Source organism: Wenyingzhuangia heitensis, assembly GCF_011762155.1.
GTDB classification, from domain to species: Bacteria; Bacteroidota; Bacteroidia; order Flavobacteriales; family Flavobacteriaceae; genus Wenyingzhuangia; species Wenyingzhuangia heitensis.
Map to the genome: position 1 here is coordinate 1,244,851 of NZ_JAASQL010000001.1, position 25,373 is coordinate 1,270,223.

The following is a 25,373-nucleotide window of genomic DNA, read 5'->3' on the forward strand; positions in this document are numbered from 1 at the left end:
GTTTAAAGATTTTCTAAATAGTTATAATTCTATCTAGAGCTAACAATCAAAAATAAAGAGGATTTAAAAAAGAAAGGAAAAGAGGAAGCTTAATGAATAGTACAAATGATTAACTTTTTATAAAAAAAGGTTTTATTTGTTTAGATTTGTTCAGTTTATTTGTTGTTTGTTTGGTTAAAACCTAAAAAGTAGAGTCTTTTGTTAAAGACTCTACTTTTTAGGTTTTAAGGTTTCTATTTTTTGTTGATGGTAAAGTTTACCTGTGTCTTTTGTGTAGTCTGTGTCTTGAAAAATACCACAAGATGTATTGGCTCTAACCAAAGATCTGTTATTTTGTAATTTAGATAATGCCTCTATGTCTTTGCTTAAATACTTCATGGTTTCTTTTTATAATGAGTCATTATTTATAACGTAAACTTACACAAAAAGAAATAGGTTTTAACTACAAGATAAAGATCGTACTCCTAATCCAGATTCTTTTACAAGAAAAATATTGTAGTCAGAAGTTTTAAAAATACCATCTGATAAAGAACGATTTACTAAAGAAGTATTACTTACTTTTTTAGAAGAGGTTTCAATGCTTTTGTTTAAATAGCTCATAATTGTATATATTTAAAAGGTTGTTATTTTTAGTCAGAATACATCTTAAATTAAATAAAAAGATAATTTAATGACTCTGTTTCTACTTTAGAAGAGTCCGTTTTTTTATTTTGAAGTGTGTTTTTTACAGCAGGACTATTAAAGTCATGGTTTTGAAATATTCCACATGATGTTGAACGATTTACTAATGATTTTTCATTAGATCTTTTACCAATTTCTTCGATGTTTTTGTTTAAATACTTCATAATTTTGAATTTTAAATATTAGTAATATTCCATATAGTAAAGCTATAAAAGACTGACAGTAAACTAACTGTGTTTTAACAGGTTGGTTTCATCTTTTTATCACAGGGTAACTTAATTTTTATATGTTTTTTAGTCTGGTTTAGGCATTTCTAGTATATATTTTGATATTTTTAATAATCTAGTTAAATAACGAATATGATTACAGAGTTAGAATTACATTATGGGTATCTTTTTGAAAAAGAATTATTGCAAGAAATTAGTAACGTAGGAACCATTAAAGAAGTAAAAGCAGGTACTACGTTAATGAATATTGGGCAATACATAAAATCTATGCCTTTGTTAATTGATGGAGCTATTAAGATTTTAAGAGAAGATGATGAAGGAGATGAATTGCTTTTGTATTTTTTAGAAAAGGGCGATACTTGTGCTATGACGATGAGTTGCTGTACAGGAAATAAAAAAAGTGAAATAAAAGCAGTTACAGAATTAGATACAAAGCTACTTATGGTTCCTGTAGAAAAGATGGATGAATGGATAGGGAAATATAAAAGTTGGAGAAACTTTGTGTTAAATAGTTATCATAATAGGTTGATGGAGATGTTAGAAGCGATAGATAATATTGCTTTTAAAAAAATGGACGAACGTCTGTTAAAATATTTAAAAGATAAAGTAGCTGTTACGGGAAGTACTACAATAAAAAGTACACATCAAGAAATAGCATATGAACTGCATACCTCTAGAGTTGTTATTAGTAGATTGTTAAAAAAGTTAGAACAACAAGGAATTATAGAATTACACAGGAATTCTTTAAACGTTTTGTAACAAAAAACTCTCTTAAAATAATTAAGAGAGTTTTTTGTTTATAATATTACAATCTGTTTTACATCAAATCAATATGTCTATCATGGTAACCTAGTAAATACAATACACCATCTAATCCTAAACTAGAAATAGAGCTTTCTGCACTTTCTTTTACTTTAGGTTTTGCATGAAAAGCAATTCCTAAACCTGCTAGATTTAACATGGGTAAATCGTTAGCACCATCACCAACAGCAATTGTTTGATTAATATGAATTCCTTCTTTTTTTGCAATTGCTTTTAAAAATTCAGCTTTTTTATTACCATCAACAATTTCACCTACATACCCACCGGTTAAAGCACCGTCTTTAATTTCTAGTTGATTAGCGTGTACATAATCAATACCTAATTCTTTTTGTAAATAATGAGCAAAATAGGTAAATCCACCTGATAAAATAGCGGTTTTAAATCCGTAGTATTTTAAAGCTTTAAACAAACGATGAGCACCTTTGGTAATAGGTAAATTAACGGCAACCTCTCGTAAAACATCTTCACTTAAACCTTCTAACATAGCCATACGTTTCTTAAAACTAGTGTTAAAATCAATTTCGCCACGCATTGCAGATTCTGTAATTGCAGAAACTTCTTCACCTACACCAGCTAACTCAGCCAATTTATCAATAACTTCTGCTTGTATCAAAGTAGAATCCATATCAAAACAAACCAAACGTCTATTTCTACGGTAAATATTATCTTCTTGAAAAGATAAATCCACATTTAAGTTTCTAGAAATTTCCATGAATTTTGAAGTCATGGCTTCTTTGTTTTTAACTTCACCTCTTACAGATAATTGAATACAAGAACGAGGTTGTTCATTGTTTTCTATTAAAGAAGTTCTACCTGTTAAACGCTTAATAGAATCAATATTTAAGTCTTCCTCTGCCATTACTCTTGTAACGGCAGATACTTGTGCAGCTGCCAAAGTTTCTCCTAAAATAGTAACAATATAACGAGGCTTTCCTTGTGCTTTTACCCAGTTTTCGTAATCATCTATAGAGATAGGGATAAACTTCACCTTTATATCAAGTTCATAAGCTTTAAATAATAAATCTTTTAAAACAGGAGCAGAGTCGTTTCCTGCAGGAACTTCAAATAACAATCCTAAAGATAAAGTATCGTGAATATCTGCCTGACCGATATCTAAAATATTAGCCTTGTATTGTGCTAAAACAGAGGTTAAACCCGCTGTAACTCCAGGTTTGTCTTGTCCTGAAACTTTTAATAAGATGACTTCTTTTTGCGCATTTGCCATAGGGAAGTAGTGTTTGTTTTAAAAGTGTAAAAATGCCCAATCTAGCTGATATACACAAAGTAATCTGCATAATTTTTTAGTGTAACTTTTGTTACTGTGAATGGGGTATAATCAACTTAGTTTTGTAGCTATATTTAAAACTCTTTATGAAACAATATTTCCCTATTTTAAATTGGTTGCCTAATTATAAAAGAGCATTTATTTATGGTGATGTTGTTGCGGGTATTACTGTAGGTATTTTGTTAATACCACAAGGAATGGCCTATGCTATGATTGCAGGTTTACCTCCTGTTTTTGGATTGTATGCTGCTTTAATGCCACAGGTAATTTATGCTATAATGGGAACTTCTAGACAGTTGTCTGTAGGTCCCGTAGCTATGGATTCTTTATTGGTAGCCGCAAGTTTAGGAACTTTAAGTGTTACAGGAATAGAGAATTATATTGCAATGGCAATATTTTTGTCCTTATTTATGGGAGTTTTTCAGTTGTTGCTAGGAGTTTTAAGATTGGGTTTTTTAGTTAATTTTTTATCAAAACCTGTAATTAGTGGTTTTACATCGGCAGCGGCTATTGTAATAGGATTAAGTCAGTTAAAACATTTTTTAGGAATTTCTATACATGGGAGTTCTAAATTACATTTGTTATTAACAGAAGTTTTTATACATCTGTCAGAAACACAATTAATAACCTTATTGATTAGCTTTTTGGGAATAGTAGTAATTGTATTGTTAAAAAAATATTTACCTAAGATACCATCAGCATTGGTTGTGGTTGTTTTAGGAACATTTGCTGTTTATTTTTTTGATTTGCATCTGCTAGGAGTTAAAATTGTGGGAAACATTCCTAAAGGATTGCCTTCTTTTAAATTTCCGAGCCTTCAAAATATTCCATTTTCAGAATTAACACCTTTGGCATTAACCTTAGCGTTGGTTGCTTATATGGAGGCCATTTCGGTCTCTAAATCTTTAGAAGAGAATGAAGAAAATTATCATGTAGATGCCAATCAAGAATTGGTAGCTTTAGGAACTTCTAATATTATAGGTTCATTGTTTCAATCATATCCTACCACAGGAGGTTTTTCTAGAACAGCCGTAAACAATCAGGCAGGGGGAAATACAGGTTTTTCTAGCATTGTAAGTGCTTTGGTTATAGGGTTGACATTGTTGTTTTTAACTCCTTTGTTTTATTATCTACCTAGTGCCGTTTTAGCTTCTATGATTATGGTGGCAGTTTATAAATTAATCGATTTTAAATTACCATTTCAATTGTGGAACCAAAATAGAGATGAGTTTTTTTTATTGATAGCTACTTTTATCATTACGCTGTTTGTAGGTATTACACAAGGAATTTTAATTGGGATTTTAGCATCATTGGTAGTAATGATTTACAGAACCTCACAACCACATATTGCTGTGTTGGCAAGAATAGATGGTAGTAATTATTTTAAGAATATAGAAAGGTTTAATGAGCAAGTAAAACATAGAGATGATTTGCTAATTATACGTTTTGATGCTCAGCTATTTTTTGGAAATAAAGATTTTTTTAAGAAAAAATTAGAGGCATTAATCCACCAAAAAAAGAAAACATTAAAAGCTGTTATTCTTAATGCGGAATCTATTAGCTATATAGATAGCAGTGCTAATGCAATGTTGATAAAATATATAGAACAATTAAAAGGGCAAAATATTCAATTTTTTATTACAGGAGCTATTGGTCCTACTAGAGATGTTTTGTTTAACAATGGACTGATAGCAGTTTTAGGGAAGGAAAGTTTATTTGTACGAACTTATGAAGCTGTAGATTGTTTTGACGGGATTATTTGTAAAGATGATTTGCAAAACAAAATATGCCAGCAAACAGTAAAATAGAGTATAACTTATGTTACTGTAGTTAAGTAAAAACCAACGTATTTTTGAAATACAAAAAAGTAGAAAAAATGAAAATAGAACAAATTTATACAGGGTGTTTGGCTCAAGGAGCTTATTATATAGAAAGTAATGGAGAGGTAGCAATTATAGATCCGTTAAGAGAGGTACAACCTTACATTGATATGGCTACCAAAAACAACGCTAGCATTACGTATATTTTTGAAACTCATTTTCATGCAGATTTTGTAAGCGGACATGTAACATTATCAAAAAAAACAGGAGCACCTATTGTGTATGGTCCTAATGCAAATCCAACTTTTGATGCAATTATAGCAAAAGATCAGCAAGAATTTAAAGTGGGAAATGTAACTCTTGTTACTTTGCACACACCGGGGCATACTATGGAATCTACCACTTATTTGTTAAAGGATGAAAATGGAGAAGATTATGCTTTGTTTACAGGAGATACTTTGTTTTTAGGAGATGTAGGTAGACCAGATTTAGCTCAAAAAGCAGCAGACATGACTCAAGACCAACTAGCCGCAACTTTGTATAAAAGTTTACGAACTAAAATAATGCCGTTGTCCAATGATTTAATTATTTATCCAGGACATGGAGCAGGTTCTGCTTGTGGAAAAAACTTAAGTAAAGAAACCAAAGGAACTTTAGGAGATCAAAAAAAGAATAATTATGCGTTAAGAGCAGATATGACCGAAGCTGAGTTTGTAAAAGAAGTAACAGAAGGTTTGTTGCCTCCTCCACAATATTTTCCTTTAAATGTTAAAATGAACAAAGAGGGGTATGAAGATATTGCTGAAGTAATAAAACAAGGTACACATGGGCTGTCTCCAGAAGAATTAGAACAATTGGCAAACGAAGCAGGTGCTTTGGTATTGGATGTTAGGTCTCAAGAAGAATTTGCAAAAGGACACATTCCTCAATCTATATTTATAGGTATTGATGGTAGTTTTGCTCCATGGGTTGGTGCTTTAATAGGTGATGTAAAGCAACCAATTGTATTGGTAATTCCAGAAGGTAGAGAAGAAGAAACTATTACAAGATTGTCTCGTGTAGGTTTTGACAATACTTTAGGATATTTAAAAGGCGGATTTAAAACTTGGGTACAATCAGGAAGAGAATATGATATGGTTCGTCAAATAACGGCAGCTGCCTTAGAAACAATTATAAATAAAGAAACTCCAGTTTTTGATGTACGAAAAAACAGTGAATTTTTATCGGAAAGAATAGAGGCTGCAAAAAATACTCCTTTAGATGATTTAAACAATCATTTAAATGAATTTCCATCAGAAGAAAACTTTTATATCCACTGTGCAGGAGGTTATAGAAGTATGATTGCTGCTTCTATTTTAAAAAGTAGAGGAATTCATAATTTTGTAGATATTGCAGGTGGTTTTGCAAAAATTAAAGAATCTACAATTCCTAAAACGGCATATGTTTGCCCGTCAACATTATAAAAGATGAAACAAATAATTTATATCATTATAGCGGCTATTATAGTTGTATGGTTTGTATTTCAAAAATTTAAAGAACATCAATTAAAAGAAAGTAGATTGTCTGTTATAGAGTTTAAAAAAGCTTTGAGGCAAGATAAAATTCAGATTGTTGATGTAAGAACCGTAAAAGAATTTAATACAGGCCATATTAAGAATGCAATAAATATAAATGTATTGTCTCAAAATAAATTTAAAGAACAAATAGAAACTTTAGATAAAAATAAACCAACCTATATTTATTGTCGTTCTGGTAAAAGGAGTTTAAAAGCTCTAGACCAAATGTTAAATAGCGGTTTTGTAAATATTTACGATTTAAAAGGAGGATATATAGAATGGTTAAAATAATCACTTTATTAATAATTTGATTTTTTTTAACCTATTTCTTTAAGTTTTTTGTTTTTTTTTAATGTGTTTTTTGAAGTATGTTTGGTTTTTGGTAGGAGTGACAACTAGATGTAAACTGTACAAATTGGATATAAATAGCTGAAATTGCTTTAAATCAGAGTTTCGTGTTTATTAAAAATATACTCAAAACCATTTGTGTCTAATAAGTGAGTTGTTGTTTGCTAGTTTTATAAAACTAACCAAACAAACATCTAAAATGAAAAACAACTACCTATCTTTTTTTAAGAGAAGAATAGCATTTTGTATCATGCTATTTAGCACAATACTGTCTTTTGCCGCAGAAATACACGTTTCCAAAACGGGTGTAAATGCACCTACAGGAAGAGGAGCTTCTTCTAATCCTTATAAAACCATTAGCTATGTTTTTGATAACAATTTAATTAGTAATGGAGATATAGTGGTTATTCATGCAGGAGTGTATAGAGAAACAGTAGTTGTAAATACAAGCGGAGTTACAATTAAACCTTTTGAAGATGACAAGGTAACCATTTCTGGAGCCAATTGGTATGGAGATACTAGCTGGCAAGCAGACGGTAGCAGACCTGGAGTTTTTAAAATGACCTTGAATAAAAATGAAGTTGAAACTGATTTTACTCAATTATTTGTAGACGGTGTACATCAACAAATAGCAAGATTTCCCAACAATACAACAGCTGTTAAAAACTATATTTCTGGTAGTAATAAAGAAATGATGAATCCATTGGATCAAAAAAGTGGTTTTGCAGTGTTGTTAAATGCAAGCAAACCAGCAGGAACCAATGCAACAGGTCAAGTAACTTTTTCTTGGCATGATGGAACTCCTAAATTACCAAATGTAACTTTTACCAACGAAGCCATTGTAAGAGGGTTTATTGGAAAATTGAGAAATAATATTTTTTCATACTCTCAAGATGGAGGACAGGTTACTAGAGCAAGTGGGAATAATGATAGAATGGTGACTTTTAAATCTTTTAATGAGCAAGGGAATTCATGGGGAAAAACAGATGCTTATTCAGCACCAGAAGGTTTTGGATACATTATGGATTTATCGGTGTTAGATTATGAAGGAGAATGGTTTTACAAACAAACAGAAAACACTTTATATTATAAGCCTGTAGGAGGAACCGTAACTGGAAAAAACTTTGAGGTTAAAAAAAGAAAATATGCATTAAAGGTAGAAGCCAATAACGTAACTATTGAAAAAATACATGTTAAAGCGGCTACTATGGAGGTTAAAAATGCACAAAACTTAACCGTTAGCAATTGCAGTTTTACGTATTTATTTCCATACCATTACAGAAGAACTTATGGTGTTTTAAAAGAAGGGATTGTGTTAGGTAATGCAGACAATACTACTTTTGAAAGTTGTTATATTGGCCATACTTGGGGAAGCGGAATTGTTGTAGAACCAGGATCTGATAATACTGTTATAAACAATTCTATTATAGAAGATATTGGTTGGATGGGACAATTTACCGTGTCGTTATTAAATAACGGAAACAATACACAAATTACAAACAATACGTTTGGTAGAGCTTCTCGTTTTCATATTAGAACCACAGAATCAGTTTACACAAAAATTACAGATAATGATTTTTATGAAGCTATGGCTATGGGAGAAGATGCAGGGTCTATTATGTTTACAAGTACTGGTAAATCAGCACAGTTAAATATGAACGGAACCTTAATTGCTTGGAATAGAATTCATGATTTAAGAGGAATTCCAGCCTATGATACTACACCAATATACAAAAGGCAAAAAGTTGTTGCGTTGTATTTAGAAGATGTAGACAATTATACTGTACATCATAATATAGTTTACAATATAAAAGGGGATACTTATACAAGTAAAAGATTACAAAGTGATGGAGTGACACCTGAGTATACAGAAAGTAAAGGTGATGTTATGTACTTAGGTCCTAGAAACAGAAACCTAACAAGAAAAATGTATTACTACAACAATACAGCTTGGAACTACGATAATTTTTTAACTTTTTGGCAACATGATGGTGGAGGTGTAAACGATTTACAATACAAAAACAATATTTTAATGAGCGGAAAACCTAGTTTGGTAGGTAGTATTTCTGAAACTAGTTTGTATAACTTTTCACAAGCGATAGCAGTAGCTCCTTTAAATTATAATGTAACTACAGAACAAATTAAATACGTAAGCAGTGCAGCAGATCATTATCAAGATGCTGCTAACGGAAATTTTAGATTAAAATCTAGTTCGACATACAATTCTGGAGGTGTCACAATTGCTAATATTACTTCAGAAACAGATCCTACAATTGGAGCGTGGGAAGGAAGTAACAATTGGTGGAAAGAAAGAGTTTTTAATGCAGGGTCAAATTTAACCAATGCATCTTTTGATAGTTTGGCAAACCCAAATAGTGGTTTGAGTGTTGATGATTTTAAGGATTTTGACAAGCAGTTGGAGGTATATCCTAACCCGTTTAAAGATCAATTAAATATTGTTTTTGGAACCGATGTTAAAGATGCAACTGAAGTATTGATAACTATTGTAAGTTTTAATGGTAGTGTAGTATTGTCTCAAAAAATGAAGGTAGCACAAGGGATAGAAAATTCTATAAATACTTCTTTTTTAGCTTCTGGAATTTATTTGTTAGAAATTAAATATAAGGGAGGGATAATCTTTAAAAAAATAATGAAATAATTTTTTTAAAATTCAGTTTCAACTAGGTTCGTTATATTTCTTGTGTGATAGATAAATGTTATTGTTTGTTTTTTGTTGTTTTAGGTGATATATAGATAATTTTATAGTTGTTTTTGTAAAGATATTTTAAATTAATTGTCTTTTTATTAATATATGTTGTTTTGGGTTTGTGTTCTAAACTAGACATCAACTCTACAAAGGATACAATATTGCGTATTAACAGATAAAAAAAGGCTTTGGAGTTTACATAAATTATACTCTAGACATGTGTAGCTAATAAATTAAGAGTTGTTTGCTAGTTTTAGCAAACTAATCAAAATAAATAGTTACAATGAATTACAACTACCATGTGTTTTTTAAGAAAAAATTACCCTTATATGTATTACTCTTTATTAGTTTTATTTCTTTTTCAGCTAATATCCATGTAGCAAAAACGGGAACTGATGCTTTAACAGATAGAGGAACTTCATCGGCTCCCTATAAAACAATTAACTATGTGTTTAATAATGGTTTAATTAGCCCAGGTGATCATTTAGTATTGCATGAGGGAGTTTATAGAGAAACCATTATAGCAACAGTTAATAACATTACTATTAGACCCAAAGATGGAGATAAAGTAATTGTTTCTGGTGCCAATTGGTATGGAGATTCTAGTTGGAGTGACACGGACGGTGATGGAATTTTTGAATTAGCTTTAAGTACAAATCAGGTTGAAACTAAGTTTACACAACTTATAGTAGAGGGACAGCATAAACAAATTGCAAGATTTCCTAACAATACCTCTGCTTATAAAAATTATATTATTGGTTCTAACCGAGAAATGATGGATCCTAGAGATCAAAGTACTGGTTTTGCAGTATTGTTAAACGGAAGTAAACCTGCAGGAGTAAATCAAACAGGTCAAATAACTTTTTCTTGGCATAACGGAACTCCTAAACTGCCAGATGTAACATTTACAAATGAAGCTATTGTAAGAGGTTTTATAGGAAAGTTGAGAAACAATATTTTTTCATACTCTCAAGACGGGGGACAAGTTACAAGAGCTCCTGGAGGCAATGATAGAATGGTTACTTTTAAATCGTTAAATACTCAAGGAAATGTTTGGGGAGGAGATGCTGCGGTAGGTCAACCTGAAGGTTTTGGTTATGTAATGGATTTATCTGTATTAGACTATGAGGGAGAGTGGTTCTGGAAAAAAACAGAAAATAAAATGTATTACAAGCCTGAGGGAGGAACCGTTTCTGGTAAAAATTTCGAAATTCAAAGAAGACAATATGTATTAAAAGTACAAGCAAATAATGTTACTGTAGAAAATATAAATTTTAAAGTAGGAGAGGTTGAGCTAAAAAATGCAAATGCAACAACAATAAGCAATTGCTCATTTACTTATTTATCACCTTATCAATACAGAAGAACATATGGTTCTTTTAGACAAGGGATTTTATTAAACAATGCAGATAACACTACTTTTGATAGTTGTTATATTGGGCATACTTGGGGAAGTGGAATTATTATTTTAAAAGGTTCCGATAACTCTATTGTTAATAATTGTTACATAGAGGATATTGGATGGATGGGACAGTTTACCATTGCTGTAGAAAATAATGGTAACAATACCCAGATAACTAAAAACACATTTGGAAAAGCATCACGTTTTCATATAAGAACTACAGAGTCTGTATACGCAAAAATTGTAGATAATGATTTTTATGGAGCTATGTCTTTAGGAGAAGATGCAGGAGCTATTATGTTTACCAGTACAGGAAAATCAGAGGCTTTAAATATGCAAGGCACTGTAATAGCGTGGAATAAAATTCATGGAATGAAAGGAATTCCTGCTTATGATCCGCAAGATTATAGTAATAAAAAATACCTGATTTCCTTTTATTTAGAGGACTCTGAGAATTATACAGTACATCATAATTTAACGTATGATAATAATGATGAATATACAAGTGTAAGGTTAGATGGTAGTGGAAACCCTGAAAGTACAAGAAATATTAATGCGGTGGCTTATATGGGACCAAGAACTAAAACATTAACCCGAAAAATGAATTATTACAACAATACTTTTTGGGACTATAGTCGTTTTATTAGTTTTTGGCAAACAGGAGGAGGTGTTAATTCCTTAGAAATGAAAAATAACTTGTATGTAAATGACAAAGAAAATTATATTGATGCAGGTGCAGGACAAGCAAATAAATTATATAAGTCCGATTTTTATGAGTTTACACAAGCTGCTGATGATGCTCCTTATAATGTAAGTATTGTAAGTGCTAAAAATAGAGCTGTTTCAGAAACAAATCCGGGAGCACATTATGTAGATGCAGTAAATGGAAATCTTAGATTGATATTAGGTTCCACATACAATAATGGAGGTGATGTTATTTCTGGAATTACTACAGAAGCAAATCCAACTATTGGAGCTTGGGAAGGAGAGGCAAATTGGCAAAAAGAGAGAGTTTTTAATGCAGGGTCAAGTTTAACCAATGCATCTTTTGATAGTTTGGCAAATCCTAGTAATAGTGGTTTAAATATTGATGATTTAAAAGAGGCTAAACAACAAATTAGTGTATCTCCTAACCCGTTTAAAAATCAATTAGGGATTACTTTAGGTACAGAGATTAAAGCAGGTGCTGAGGTGCTTATAACAATTCTTGATTTTAATGGTAGTGTTGTCTTTTCTCAAAAAATTAAAGCAAAAAAAGAAACAGAAAATTATATAAATACTACTTTTTTAGCTTCGGGAGTTTACCTTTTAGAAATCAAATACAAAGAAGGAAGAGTGCTAAAAAAAATAATAAAGTAGCATTTAAAAGGAAAATTTAGATTAAATATTAAAAAGAGCTATACTATATAGCTCTTTTTTTATATTTTAATATTTCTTCTAAATACTTATACAAATGCGTGTTTTTATTTTCTTCTTTTTAGTGTTTACTACAATTTCTTTTTCGCAAGAGTTGCCTCCAATTAGTATTTATACGGCTAAAGATTATCATGCAGAAAATCAAAATTGGTCTATTACACAAGGGAAGAATAAACATGTTTATGTAGCAAATAATAAAGGACTATTAGAGTTTGATGGTGCTGTTTGGAGCTTGTATCCTACACCCAACGAGACTATTTTAAGAGCTATTAATGTAATTGATGATAAAATATTTGGGGGATTTTACAATGGTTTTGGTTATTGGCAAAAAAATATAAAAGGAGCTCTAGTTTATACTTCATTATCCGATGAAATTGAGTTGTTAGAAGATGAACAATTTTGGAAAATAGAAGAAGTAGAGGGGTGGGTTATTTTTCAATCCTTGCAAAGAATTTATTTGTATAATTTAAAAACAAATAAATACAAGTTAATAGAATCGTCAACACAAATACTACACATGTATTTGGTAGATAACATATTGTATTATCAGGAATTAAACAAAGGAATTTATAAATTAGAAAAAGGGATTCCTAAGTTGGTCTCTAATTCAGAAAAAATATTAAAAAGTATTGTTGTTGGCTTGCATACTATAAACGGATCGTTGGTTTGTGTTACAAATAATAATGGAGTTTTTAAGTTAGAAAAGGAACAATTAATAGCTTGGAATCCTGAAATAAATAAGCAAATAGAATCCTATACGATTTACAGTAGTTGTAAATTAAAAAATGGCAACTTAGTATTGGGAACTATATCTAATGGGGTATTTATAGTTCATCAAAAAGAGGGAATTACACTTTGTATTAATCAAAAAAAAGGACTGGGTAACAATACTGTTTTAAGTTTGTTTGAGGATGCCGAACAGAATATTTGGTTAGGTTTAGATGATGGAGTAAATGTGATAGATATGAATACTCCGTTTAAAGTTTATAAAGACTTAAATGGAATTATTGGTACCGTATACACATCGGTAGTTTATCAGGATAGAATTTATTTAGGTACCAATCAGGGATTGTTTAGTAAAAAATACAATTCTAAAGAAGATTTTAAAATGTTACCCAAAACAGGGGGACAGGTATGGGAATTAAAAATAATAGAAGATACTCTTTTTTGTGGACACAACTCTGGAACTTATCTGGTAAAAAACAATAGAGTAGAATTGATAAGTGAAATTGCAGGAACGTGGAACATAAAACCTTTGTCCTCGTCTACCTTTTTACAAGGGAACTATTCAGGATTGTATGTGTTTCAAAAAGTAAACGGAAAGTGGGGGTTGAAAAATAAAATAAAAGGATTTAATATTTCTAGTAGGTCTTTTGAGTTTTTAAATGATCATACCATTTTTGTGAATCACGAATATAAAGGAATTTATAAACTAACGGTAGATAAAGAATTAACCCAAGTTTCTAATATCTCTATTATTGGCAATATTTCTAAAGGATTACATTCTTCTTTAATAAAATATAAAGATCATATTTTATATTCCTATAAAGAGGGAGTGTATCAATACAATACAGAAAAATCAATTTTTCTAAAAGATAGTATTTTGTCTAGTCTTTGGTCTTCTAAAAACTATATTTCAGGAGTTTTAATAAAAACAGATGCAAAAGATAAACTATGGGGGTTTTCCAAAAAAGAAGTAATTTGTATAGAACAAGGAGGATTAACTTCTAAACCAATTGTTACCAGAATATCCATTCCTTTAAAATTAAGAAAAGGAGCTACTGGATTTGAAAACATTAGTTATTTACCTAATCAAAAATACTTATTAGGAAACTCTAATGGGTATATAACTTTAGAGCCTAACAATACAAGTCAACAACAAGATTATAAAGTTCAAGTTAATCAAATAAAAAACGGATCCTTTAATCAGCAGTTTGCCAATGTTCATTTAAAAGATGAAATTAGTTTTGAGAATAAGAACAACAATTTTGAGTTTTATTGTAGTGTTCCTGTGTTTAATGACTATACTCAAGTAGAATATCAATACAAATTAAAAGGACTAAGTAATCTTTGGAGTCCGTGGTCTAACGATAGTAAAATTCTATTAAAAAACATTCCATTTGGATCTTATAAATTATCTATCAGAGCTAAGGTAGATGGTATTTTAACAAATAATATAGAAAACTATTCTTTTAAAATTAAAATGCCCTGGTATATTTCTACACCAATGCTACTTTTATATGTAATTGTAATGGTTTTATTTTCTGTTTTTATGCACACTATGTATAATAGAAGATACAACAAACAGAGAAAAAAATTATTGATAGAAAAACAAAGAGAATTAGAATTTCATAAATTAGAAAATGAAAAAAGGTTAACACTTTTAGAGAATGAAAAGCTTGAAGAAGATTTTGAATTAAAAAGTAAAGAGTTAGCAGGTTCTACTATGAATATTATTAAGAAGAATGAACTCTTAAACACGATTAAGGAAGAGTTGTTAAAAGGAGAGCAAAAAAACATTAACAATGTTGTGAAAATTATTGATAAAAGTTTAAATAATGTTGATGACTGGAAGTTATTTGAAGAAGCTTTTAATAATGCGGACAAAGATTTTGTGAAAAAAATTAAAAATCTTCATCCTGTATTAACTTCTAATGATTTAAGATTGTGTGCTTATTTAAGACTAAACCTTTCTTCTAAAGAAATTGCTCCATTGTTAAATATATCGCCTAAAAGTATAGAGGTTAAAAGATATAGATTAAGAAAAAAGATGAACTTATCTGGAGATCAAAATTTAACCGATTACATATTGGCTATATAGCCTTTAAATTTATATAATTAAGAAAAAGCCTTCCTTTTTAGAAATAAAAAGGAAGGCTTTTTCTTTGGTAGATGTATTGTTTATACAATACATCTGTTTTCTTTTTAGCGGTTGTCTTTCTTTAAAGAGTTGTTTTGTATGTGTTTTATGAGTGTTTTATACACTACACTATTGTATAATACCACTACAGTACCACTACAAAATTAAAAAAGAGACTTTTTTTAACTATAACAACCCTTTGCAAACCCTACTAGTAGGTAAATAAAACATGTTGTATGTTTTTTGTAGGGGCTTGTTTTATTAAATTATCATTTAATAGCTGTTAAATTTGTGATAAATGCAATTTTAATACTATAAACATGAAAAAACTCATTTACTTGATTCCATTATTAATGATATCGTTCTTTTCTTACTCTCAAGAGAAAAATGTAGTTGGAATTATTACTGATTTAAAAACGGGAGACGTTTTACCAGGTGTTAGTGTACTAGTAAAAGGGACAACAAAAGGTACTTACTCTAATTTTGATGGAGAGTACAAACTTTCTAATATAACTAACGGTCAAATTTTAAAAATAAGTTATTTAGGATATACTCCTCAAGAAATAACTGTTGCCTCAAGTAATTTAGATATACAGTTAGAGGAGGACATAGAATCTTTATCAGAAGTAGTGGTAATTGGTTACGGAACTCAAAAAAAGAAAGAAGTAACAGGAGCTGTTTCGGTAGTAAATGCTGAAGTAATAGAAGCCTTAAACCCTACAAGGGTAGAGCAGGCTTTGCAAGGACAAGTTTCTGGTGTTAATATTACTTCAACATCAGGTGCTCCTGGTAGCGGAATGAATATTAGAATTAGAGGAGTTTCTACAAACGGTGATAGTAGACCTTTAATATTAGTAGATGGAAACCCTATTACAGATTTGTCTGTAATTAATCCAAATGATATTAAAAGTGTAAATGTATTAAAAGATGCAACGGCAGGTATTTATGGAGTACGTGCTGCTAACGGAGTTATTTTAATAGAGACCAAAACAGGTAGTAAAAAAAGTGATCTAAAATTTAATTTAACAGCTAACTATAGTTTACAGCAAACAAGTAACGAGTTAGATTTATTAGATGCTAAAGGTTTGGCAGCTTATGTTAATGAGGCTACCGGAACGGATAGATATTTTATCCATCCTACTACAGGTTTGGTATACGACACAAATGTTAGTGCTGTTAATGCATTGCCAAACACAGATTGGCAAAATGAGGTGTTTGAGTTAGCTCCATCTTATGATGTAAATCTTACAGCTAGTGGAGGTACAGAAAAATTAGCGTATTCTTTTGGGACATCTTTTTTATCACAAGACGGAATTGTAGGGGGAGACAAATCTAACTACAACAGGTTTACAGCTAGAACCAATCTTCAATATGATGTTACTGATAAATTAAAATTAGCGGCAACAGCTATTTACACACGTTCGCAAAAAAACAAATTACAAGAAGGTGGAATTGGAGCGGTATTATACAACGCTATAAATGCAGATCCTTTTACATTACCCGTAGATCCAACTCCTTTGGCAGATGTAGGTTTTGAAGAACTTAGAAATGGATATGGTATTGTACAAACAGGAGCGATAGAGGTGTCAAACCCTTTGTCTCAAATGGCGAGCACGTATGACACGGATATTATCAATAAAATAAGTCCAACAATTTCAGCAGAATATAGTTTTACAGATCATTTGTCAGTAAAAAGTAAATATTTAATGAACCATGCTACGGTAGATATTGAAACTTTTAGACCTCTTGTGTTTATGGGGCAAAACAAATCTTTAAGTAGAATTAATAATAATGAATATGTAGAAAACGTAGATACTTTTGACGATTATACTTGGAATAACATAATCACGTACCAAAATACATTTAATGATGTTCACAACTTAACAGTGCTTTTAGGTCATGAAATGGTGGAGTTTAGAGGTAAGTATAAAGGGCAAACAGGAATTGGTTTAAAAAATGGAGACAATACATACGAACAAGCAAGTATTGCAAATTCAGAAACTGTAAACCCGCGTTACCAGCCTGCAGATATTGAATCTGGTGCTAACCAATTTAAAAACAGATTGCAATCTGTTTTTACAAGACTACAGTACAATTACAAAGAAAAATACTTGGTATCTGCAGTTTTTCGTAGAGATGCCTCTTCAAAATTTAACAAAGGGAATAACGTAGGGTATTTCCCATCAATATCCTTAGGATGGAATTTATCAGACGAAGCATTTTTAAAGGATCATAAAAACATAAGTTCTTTAAAATTAAGAGGAAGTTATGGTACTATTGGTAACGATAGAATAGACGGAGATTTTCCTTACGTAGGTTTGTTAGACGGAGAAGGAACGTATAGTACTAATGAAGAAGATGAAATATCTGATTTATTAGTGGGAGTTGCCGAAGGTAAATTAGGAAATCCATCTTTAAAATGGGAAACTACAACCACTGCAAACTTTGGTATAGACTTATCCTTGTTAAAAAATAGATTAACGTTTACTGCAGATGTATTTAAAAAAGTAACGGATGATTTATTGATTAGTGCAGAATCATCTGCCTTAACAGGAGTTGCAGGAATTGGTTCTAGTGCACCGTTCATCAATGCAGGTTCTGTAGAAAATTCAGGAGTAGAGTTCTTAGTTTCTTATAGAGACCAGTTGTCTAAAGATTTTAAGTTTAATGCTAGTTTAAACTTTGCAACCCTTAAAAACGAAGTTACTTATGTAGGAAACTTAGCTGGTTTTGAACAAGGAGGTGCTTTTGGTGTAGGTACAGGTATTGTTCCATCTCGTATGGAAGCAGGTCATGCTTTGGGGTATTTCTACGGATATAAAACCAATGGAATTTATCAAAATCAAGCAGAAATAGATGCTTTAAACGCAAATGCACCAGACAATGAGTACCATTCTGGAGCAGGAGTTGGAGATTTAAAATTTGTAGATACCAACGGAGATGGTGTTATTTCTGAAGAAGACAAAACAGATATTGGAGACCCTATTGCAGATTTAACAGCAGGTTTAAACTTAGGGTTTACCTACAAAAACATAGATTTTAGTGCATCAGCTATCGGTTCTTTTGGAAACGAAATGGTTAGAGATTATGAACGTTTAAATTTATTGGCAAATAAAAGCACAAGAGTTTTAGATAGATGGACACCTACAAACCCAAGTAATACAGTTCCTAGAGCTACTACAGGGGCTTCTATCAACACAGATTTGTTTTCAGATTATTATGTAGAAGATGCTTCGTATATCAGAATTCAGAACGTACAAATAGGTTACAATTTTGATAAAAAAATACTAGAAAAAATTGGAGTAGATAGAGCAAGGTTGTTTTTGTCTGCAAATAATCTACACACATTTACAGATTATTCAGGATACGATCCTTCTGCTTCTGGATCAGGGACAGACGGAAAAGGAGATCCTATTGGAGCTGGAATAGACAGAGGTTTTTACCCTGTTGCAACAACATACATTTTGGGACTTAACTTAACTTTTTAAAGAATTACCATGAAAATAGATAAACTAAAAAAATACAGTAAAATTCTAACGTTAAGCGTAATGTTTGGTTATACGTTAGTGGGTTGTGATGATTTTATAAATGATTTAGAACCTGTAGGTGCAGTCTCAGATGAATACTTTAATTCAGAAGAAGAATATGAAAAAGCACTAATAGGTGCTTACGACATGTTACAGTCTACCTATGTAAACATATTAACAGTTGCAGGAGCTGCAGATGATATTATTGTAGGTGGAGATGCAAACAATTACGATCAGCCTACTTTACAAAGAATAGATAAAATGGATCAAACTCCAGCAGACAACAACCAATTAAGAGATGTTTGGAAGTTTATGTACGCAGCAATGGGTAGAGCTAATTATGTGTTAGAGTTTCAAGATAAAACTGCATTTGAAGGAAGAGATGAAATTATAGCACAAGCATATTTTTTAAGAGCCTATTTTACTTTTGAATTGGCAAAATTCTTTGGAGATATTCCTTTGGCGGTAGAAGAAAGAGATGGTGTTGCTAGAATTCAGGATAAAAGAATTAGAATTGGTGAACAATATGATGTAAACCGTATAGGAAGCATTGCACAAGTATATGCTTTGATAGAGGAAGATTTAAAAGAAGCTATTTTAAACTTACCCGTAACTCAAAATGAAAAATATGAAATTACCAAAGGAGCTGCTCAAGCTTTGTTAGGTAAAGTGTATTTGTATCACGGTACGTTTGATAATACTCAGTTTGAAAACGCAGTAAATCAATTAAATACAGTAATTAATAGTGGAGAATATACACTAGCAGATATTTCAACTTTATTCGAAAAAAGCGGAGAGAACGGAGTGGAATCTGTTTTTGAAGTTCAGTACACAAGTATTGAAGGTGCAGGTTGGGATTGTATCCAATGTAGTGAGGGAAATTATTTACCACAAAACAATGCTCCAAGAGATTTTACAGGAGCTACTTACAAAGCAGGTTGGGGATTTAGTTTGCCAACACAACAATTATACAATGCTTTTGAAAATGGAGATTTAAGAAGAGATGTAACCATTTTAGCACCCGCAGCAGGAGAGTATACGGCTAGTAGAGAAAACACGGGTTATTTTTCTAAAAAATACCTTCCTACACAAGCTAATGAAAGTACAAGAGCCGGTTCAGACCCTTTAAACTACGATAATAATTACAGAGCTATTCGTTATGCAGATGTATTACTAATGGCTGCTGAGGCAGAGGTGCAAAGCAATGGATCCACAGGAAATGCTATTACTTATTTAAACCAAGTGAGAGCAAGAGCGTTTGGGAACAATACTCATGATTATCCTTTTAATGGAGAATCTAATTTGTTAGAGGCAATTTATGCAGAAAGACGTGTTGAATTGGCAGGAGAAGGACACCGATTTTTTGATTTGGTAAGAACAGGAAAAGCCAGTGCCGCTTTTGCAAGTTACAATGCGACCAAACCAAACGAATTTGGAGAAATTACTTTTGAGGAAAACAAAAATGAAGTGTTTCCTATTCCTTTAGTTGAATTAGAATTGGCAAATGCCGTAACTACTTGGGGACAAAATCCAAACTATTAAGAATACAGATTAAGATTAAAATATAAACTTAAAAATTAAAATTATGAATTTATTTAAAAAAGGAATTAGTGCTTTGCTTTGTGCAGGACTTATAGTGTCATGTAGTACCAATGATGAAGATTCAATCGCTTCTGGATCTGCCATTGCAAATTTAGATTTTACAATTACATCCTCCGGTTTAGGGAATATAGTAAGTGTTACACCTTCAGCAACTGGAGCAGCTTCTTACTCCGTTGATTTTGGAACAGATGCTACAGATGATGTGTTGGCAACTGTTGGACCTAAAGTTAGTTATACTTATCCATCGGTAGCAACTAGTTACGACATTACAGTAACAGCATCTGCAACAGGAGTAGAGAGTGTTTCTAAAACAACTTCTTACACAGTAGTTTTAGAACAATCGGACATTGTAGGTAGATGGGTGTTGTTGCATGAGGCAGGAGCTTTAGCAGTAGGACCTAATTTAGAAGGTGTAGGTACTTGGTGGGCAAATGATCTTGCAACTGTAAAAACAAGAAGCTGTTTGTTTGATGATATTTACGAATTTAAAGCAGACAATTCTTTTAACAATATTATAGGAGATGCTACTTGGTTAGAAGGATCTTGGGAAAGTGTTGAAACAGAAAGCTGCGGTACAGCAATATCTCCTTTTGACGGAAGTATAACTACAGCAACTTGGTCTCACGATCCAACTGCAGAAACAGTAACCATTAGTGGTTTGGGAGCATTCTTAGGAGTATCTAAAGTTCATAATAGTGGAGAACTTACAGACCCAGCAGGTGCTAAAGAAAGTATTACGTATAGTGGAGTGACTTTTTCTGAAGATAAAAATACAATGACTTTACATATCCAGTATGATGGAGCGGGTAATACTTGGCAATTTAAATTTGCTAAAGAAGGTACAGCAGGAGCTGTATTACCAGAAATAGATAGTGATAATGATGGTGTAAACGATGCAGATGATGCGTGTCCAAATATTGCAGGAACAAACAACGGATGTCCTGATGTAACCGATGTAACAACTGTAGCAGCAACTCCAACGGCTTCTAACGTAGCTTCTATTTATAGTGATGCTTATACGAGTGTTGCCAATGTGAATGTAAACCCAGGTTGGGGACAAGCAACTAAATTTGCGGAAATTGAGCCTGAAACAGGAAACAGTGTTCTTCAATATTCTTTCTTAGACTATCAAGGGACTACGTTTGATGCCATTAATATTTCTTCTTATACACACATTCATTTAGATGTACATTCTTCTGAAATTGACAAGTTAAATATTACGTTAATCAATACAGCAGATGCTAGTGGAACTACTTTTGAAGTGGGAGTTGATAACGTATTAACAAGTGGAGAATGGACTTCTATAGACATTCCGTTGGCAGACTTTGTAGGGTTAACTGCAAGTGGAGCCATAGATCAATTAAAGTATGGAGTGTCTGAAGATGGTACTGCAACAGGAGCTTCTTCTTTCCATGTAGATAACATCTATTTATACTAATAGCATACGTTTTTTACAATGATTTAATTTTAAAAGCGGTTAAATGTTTTTAACCGCTTTTATAAAATTTAAAAAAAGTTATGGGGATGTCAATTACACAAATGTTGTTCTTTTTTCTTGTCCTATTAGATGTAAAAAGCAATCAAACAATTACAAAAAAAACAGAAGTATTTTTAGATAAATAGACTCGTTTGTATTTAACGACTCCAGTAAAATTCTGAAAATTTTAAGATACAAATCTGTAATTAAAGTTTTCAGAATATATAAGTGAGTTAGAGCTAGAAAGGCAAGTAATCAATACAAAATTGCATATGTAAATAAGCTAATGTTTGAAAGGATTCACAGTATTGGAAAAGGGATCATTGATCAAATTAAAATAGAACTGGTTTTAGAATTGTGTAAATACATAAAATAACTTTTAAGAGTAAAGAATAATAATCAACAAAAAAAAGAATCACATGAAACGTAAACATATTTGGATAAAATGTCTTTTGTTAATATCTCTATCTGCTATAGGGTGTGGAGGAGAAGACAGTATAAGTAGTCAAGAAACGGGTAATCTTAACTGTTTAGGAACGATAGAAGGTGCCGTTGCAACAGGAAATAATGATGTGCTTGTATGGTCGGATGAATTTAATGAAGATGGTTCTCCGTGTACAGAAAATTGGACCTATGATATAGGTAACAGTGGCTGGGGTAACAATGAAGTGCAATATTACACCAGAGATAATGCGGTGGTGACTAACGGAGTTTTAAAAATTACAGCTAAAAAAGAAACCTACAGAGGAGCTCCTTATACTTCTGCCCGAATAAAAACACAAGACAGATTTAGCTTTACCTATGGTAAGGTTGAGGTTCGTGCAAAATTACCCTACGGTTTAGGTACTTGGCCTGCCATATGGATGTTGGGAGAGAATATTTCTACAGTTAGTTGGCCGGCATGTGGTGAAATAGATATTATGGAGCGTGCAGGAACCAGTTCAGAAAATTTAAAAATTACCACAAGTGCCATTCACAATCCATCGGGTTATGGAAACACTCCTTATGTGGGAGAAAATGAACCTAAAGAAGATTTGTCTACAGAGTTTCATGTGTATGGAATTAATTGGACACAAGATAAAATTGAATTTATGGTAGATGATGTTGTGCATTACACCTATCAACCTACAGCTAAAGATGGAGCTAATTGGCCTTTTGATAAACCTCAGTTTGTGATTTTAAATGTAGCCATGGGGGGAACCTTAGGAGGAAGTATAGATTCAAATTTTACAGAGTCGGCTATGGAGATTGATTATGTAAGAGTTTATCAATAAGAGAGTTAATATAAGATGATTTTGTTAGTGTTATCATCATAAATAATAAGTATATGAAAAAAATTATTATAAGTATATGCATCTTAGCATCTTTGGTAGCTGTGTTCTCATTTAGTAATGATGAAGAAAACAATTATATGGATACAAATTTGTCTGTAGATAAAAGAACTGAAGCTTTACTTTCTAAAATGACTTTAGAGGAAAAAATTGGGCAAATGAATCAATACAATGGTTTTTGGAATGTAACAGGTCCTACTCCAATTCAAGGAGATGCCGCCAAAAAGTATAAAGATTTACGCAAAGGATTTGTAGGTTCTATGTTAAATGTAAGAGGGGTTAAAGAAGTAAGGGCTGTTCAAAAAATAGCAGTAGAAGAGTCTAGACTGGGAATTCCTTTAATTATTGGTTTTGATGTAATTCACGGGTACAAAACATTAAGCCCAATTCCGTTGGCAGAAGCCGCAAGTTGGGATTTAGAAGCTATTAAAAAATCATCGGAAATGGCTGCGTTAGAGGCATCGGCTGCAGGAATCAATTGGACATTTGCTCCTATGGTAGATGTGTCTAGAGATGCTCGTTGGGGTCGTGTAATGGAAGGTGCAGGTGAAGATCCGTATTTAGGAAGTAAAATAGCAAAAGCAAGAATTGTAGGTTTTCAAGGAACAGATTTATCTAAAGAGAATACCATTTTGGCTACGGCTAAACATTTTGCAGGGTATGGTTTTGCAGAGTCAGGAAGAGATTATAATACGGTAGATGTAGGAACATCAACATTACATAATATAATATTACCTCCTTTTAAAGCTTCTGTTGATGCGGGTGTTAGAACATTTATGAATTCTTTTAATGAATTAAACGGAATCCCTGCTACAGGAAATTCTTATTTGCAAAGAGATTTGTTAAAAGGAGAATGGGAGTTTGACGGTTTTGTAATATCAGATTGGGGATCTTTGGTAGAAATGATTGCGCACGGGCATGCAAAAGATTTAAAACATGCAGCAGAAATTGCAGCAAATGCAGGATCTGATATGGATATGGAATCGAATGCTTATGTGCACCATTTGGCTAGTTTGGTAAAAGAAGGAAAAGTAAAAGAAAGTGTAGTTGATGATGCTGTTAGACGAATTTTAAAAGTAAAGTTTGAATTAGGTTTGTTTGAAGATCCTTATCGTTATTGTGATGAGCAAAGAGAGCAAAATATAATGGGAAGTAAAGAAATATTAGATGCTTCTTTAGACTTAGCAAAAAAATCAATTGTATTACTTAAGAATGAAAAACATTTATTGCCTTTAAAAAAACAAGGTCAAAATATAGCTGTAATTGGGGCTTTGGCAAATGACAAAACAAGTCCATTAGGTAGTTGGAGAATTGCAGCAAAAGACAATTCAGCAGTTTCTGTATTAGAAGGTTTAAGTACTTATAATGGAAATAAGATTATGTATGCCAAAGGAGCTGATGTTGCTTTGGGAACTCCAAATTTTATTACTGAAGTAAAAATTAATCAAACAGATAAAAGTGAATTTGAAAATGCAAAACAAGTGGCTAAAAATGCCGATGTGGTTGTGATGGTTTTAGGAGAACATGGTTTTCAGAGTGGAGAAGGAAGAAGTAGAGTTGATCTTGGTTTGCCAGGAGTCCAGCAAGAGTTGTTAGAGGAAATTCACAAAATCAATAAAAATATTGTTTTGGTTTTAAACAACGGTAGACCATTAACACTAGGTTGGGCAGATGCTCATATACCTACAATTTTAGAGTGTTGGCAATTAGGAACTCAAAGTGGTTTGGCTATTGCTCAAGTATTGTATGGGGATTATAATCCTAGTGGAAAGTTACCTATGAGTTTCCCAAGACATGTTGGTCAGTTGCCTTTGTACTACAATTATAAAAACACGGGAAGACCCACTTTACCTGGGAAGGATGTGGTTTTTTGGTCTCATTTTCAAGATGAACAAAACAGTGCCTTGTATCCTTTTGGGCACGGATTAAGTTATACACAGTTTGAATACGAAAACTTAAAAGTAAGTCATAAAAATAAGGAAGTACATGTAAAAGTTGAGGTGAAAAACATAGGAGATGTAAAAGGAAAAGAGGTGGTGCAATTGTATACTAGAGATTTAGTAGCAAGTGTAACCAGACCTGTAAAAGAATTAAAAGGCTTTGAGTTAATTGAGTTAGCTGCAGGTGAAGAAAAAATAATTGAGTTTGTATTAACGGATAAAGAACTTGGATTTTATGATAACAACGGAGTTTTTATAGTTGAACCAGGAGAATTTAAGTTGTTTGTAGGAGGAAGTTCTAAAACAGTAATAGAAACCAGTTTTGAGATACAATAAAAGTTAAATATGCCCCTATATTTATGTGAGGCTGAA

At 31.9% G+C, this 25,373-nt stretch carries 16 protein-coding genes; 12 read left to right on the forward strand and 4 right to left on the reverse strand.

From position 1 onward, the window contains the following. Window positions 1–210 precede the first annotated feature (210 nt). From FHR24_RS05325 to FHR24_RS05335, 3 genes are read right to left on the reverse strand one after another with little or no spacing between them, the layout of a single operon-like run. On the reverse strand, window positions 211–378 hold the full coding sequence (locus FHR24_RS05325; protein WP_167184947.1) for a hypothetical protein: 168 nt from the start codon (window positions 376–378) through the stop codon (window positions 211–213). 60 nt (window positions 379–438) lie between these two features. After that, window positions 439–600: a hypothetical protein gene (locus FHR24_RS05330; protein ID WP_167184950.1), complete on the reverse strand. Its 162-nt coding sequence runs from the start codon at window positions 598–600 to the stop codon at window positions 439–441. A 50-nt stretch (window positions 601–650) separates the two neighbouring features. Further along, a complete protein-coding gene (locus tag FHR24_RS05335) occupies window positions 651–845 on the reverse strand; it encodes a hypothetical protein (RefSeq protein ID WP_167184953.1) in 195 nt (64 codons plus the stop codon). Window positions 846–1,040: 195 nt separating this feature from the next. Here FHR24_RS05335 and FHR24_RS05340 point away from each other — a divergent pair, with 195 nt between their 5' ends. Next, entirely contained in the window at window positions 1,041–1,667 is a 627-nt protein-coding gene (locus FHR24_RS05340) for a Crp/Fnr family transcriptional regulator (RefSeq protein ID WP_167184956.1), read from the forward strand. A gap of 58 nt (window positions 1,668–1,725) precedes the next feature. On the opposite strand, the gene serB is transcribed toward FHR24_RS05340, so the two are convergent. Continuing rightward, window positions 1,726–2,955 (reverse strand): phosphoserine phosphatase SerB, encoded by a 1,230-nt coding sequence (gene serB / locus FHR24_RS05345; RefSeq protein ID WP_167184959.1) that lies wholly within the window; start codon window positions 2,953–2,955, stop codon window positions 1,726–1,728. A 146-nt stretch (window positions 2,956–3,101) separates the two neighbouring features. On the opposite strand from serB, the gene FHR24_RS05350 reads away from it, so the two are divergent. From FHR24_RS05350 to bglX, 11 genes are all read left to right on the forward strand, one after another. After that, window positions 3,102–4,823, forward strand: a complete 1,722-nt coding sequence (locus FHR24_RS05350; RefSeq protein WP_167184962.1) for a SulP family inorganic anion transporter — start codon at window positions 3,102–3,104, stop codon at window positions 4,821–4,823. A gap of 68 nt (window positions 4,824–4,891) precedes the next feature. Next, window positions 4,892–6,298, forward strand: a complete 1,407-nt coding sequence (locus FHR24_RS05355; protein ID WP_167184965.1) for an MBL fold metallo-hydrolase — start codon at window positions 4,892–4,894, stop codon at window positions 6,296–6,298. 3 nt (window positions 6,299–6,301) lie between these two features. Next, window positions 6,302–6,682 carry a rhodanese-like domain-containing protein gene (locus tag FHR24_RS05360; RefSeq protein WP_167184968.1) on the forward strand — a complete coding sequence of 127 codons (381 nt, stop codon included), beginning with the start codon at window positions 6,302–6,304 and terminating at the stop codon, window positions 6,680–6,682. A 256-nt stretch (window positions 6,683–6,938) separates the two neighbouring features. After that, the gene (locus tag FHR24_RS05365; RefSeq protein ID WP_167184971.1) at window positions 6,939–9,398 is read left to right on the forward strand and encodes a T9SS type A sorting domain-containing protein; all 2,460 of its coding nucleotides are present in this window, start codon (window positions 6,939–6,941) and stop codon (window positions 9,396–9,398) included. Window positions 9,399–9,729: 331 nt separating this feature from the next. Continuing rightward, window positions 9,730–12,207, forward strand: coding sequence for a T9SS type A sorting domain-containing protein (locus FHR24_RS05370; protein ID WP_167184974.1), 2,478 nt, complete (start codon window positions 9,730–9,732; stop codon window positions 12,205–12,207). Between the two features lie 94 nt (window positions 12,208–12,301). Beyond that, window positions 12,302–15,085, forward strand: coding sequence for a helix-turn-helix and ligand-binding sensor domain-containing protein (locus tag FHR24_RS05375; protein ID WP_167184977.1), 2,784 nt, complete (start codon window positions 12,302–12,304; stop codon window positions 15,083–15,085). 359 nt (window positions 15,086–15,444) lie between these two features. After that, window positions 15,445–18,612 carry a SusC/RagA family TonB-linked outer membrane protein gene (locus FHR24_RS05380; RefSeq protein WP_167184981.1) on the forward strand — a complete coding sequence of 1,056 codons (3,168 nt, stop codon included), beginning with the start codon at window positions 15,445–15,447 and terminating at the stop codon, window positions 18,610–18,612. Between the two features lie 9 nt (window positions 18,613–18,621). After that, the gene (locus tag FHR24_RS05385; RefSeq protein WP_167184984.1) at window positions 18,622–20,193 is read left to right on the forward strand and encodes a RagB/SusD family nutrient uptake outer membrane protein; all 1,572 of its coding nucleotides are present in this window, start codon (window positions 18,622–18,624) and stop codon (window positions 20,191–20,193) included. A gap of 43 nt (window positions 20,194–20,236) precedes the next feature. Next, window positions 20,237–21,691: a hypothetical protein gene (locus FHR24_RS05390; protein WP_167184988.1), complete on the forward strand. Its 1,455-nt coding sequence runs from the start codon at window positions 20,237–20,239 to the stop codon at window positions 21,689–21,691. A gap of 458 nt (window positions 21,692–22,149) precedes the next feature. Then, on the forward strand, window positions 22,150–23,004 hold the full coding sequence (locus tag FHR24_RS05395; protein WP_167184991.1) for a glycoside hydrolase family 16 protein: 855 nt from the start codon (window positions 22,150–22,152) through the stop codon (window positions 23,002–23,004). A 53-nt stretch (window positions 23,005–23,057) separates the two neighbouring features. Then, window positions 23,058–25,337: a beta-glucosidase BglX gene (bglX, locus tag FHR24_RS05400; protein WP_167184994.1), complete on the forward strand. Its 2,280-nt coding sequence runs from the start codon at window positions 23,058–23,060 to the stop codon at window positions 25,335–25,337. Window positions 25,338–25,373: the final 36 nt, after the last annotated feature.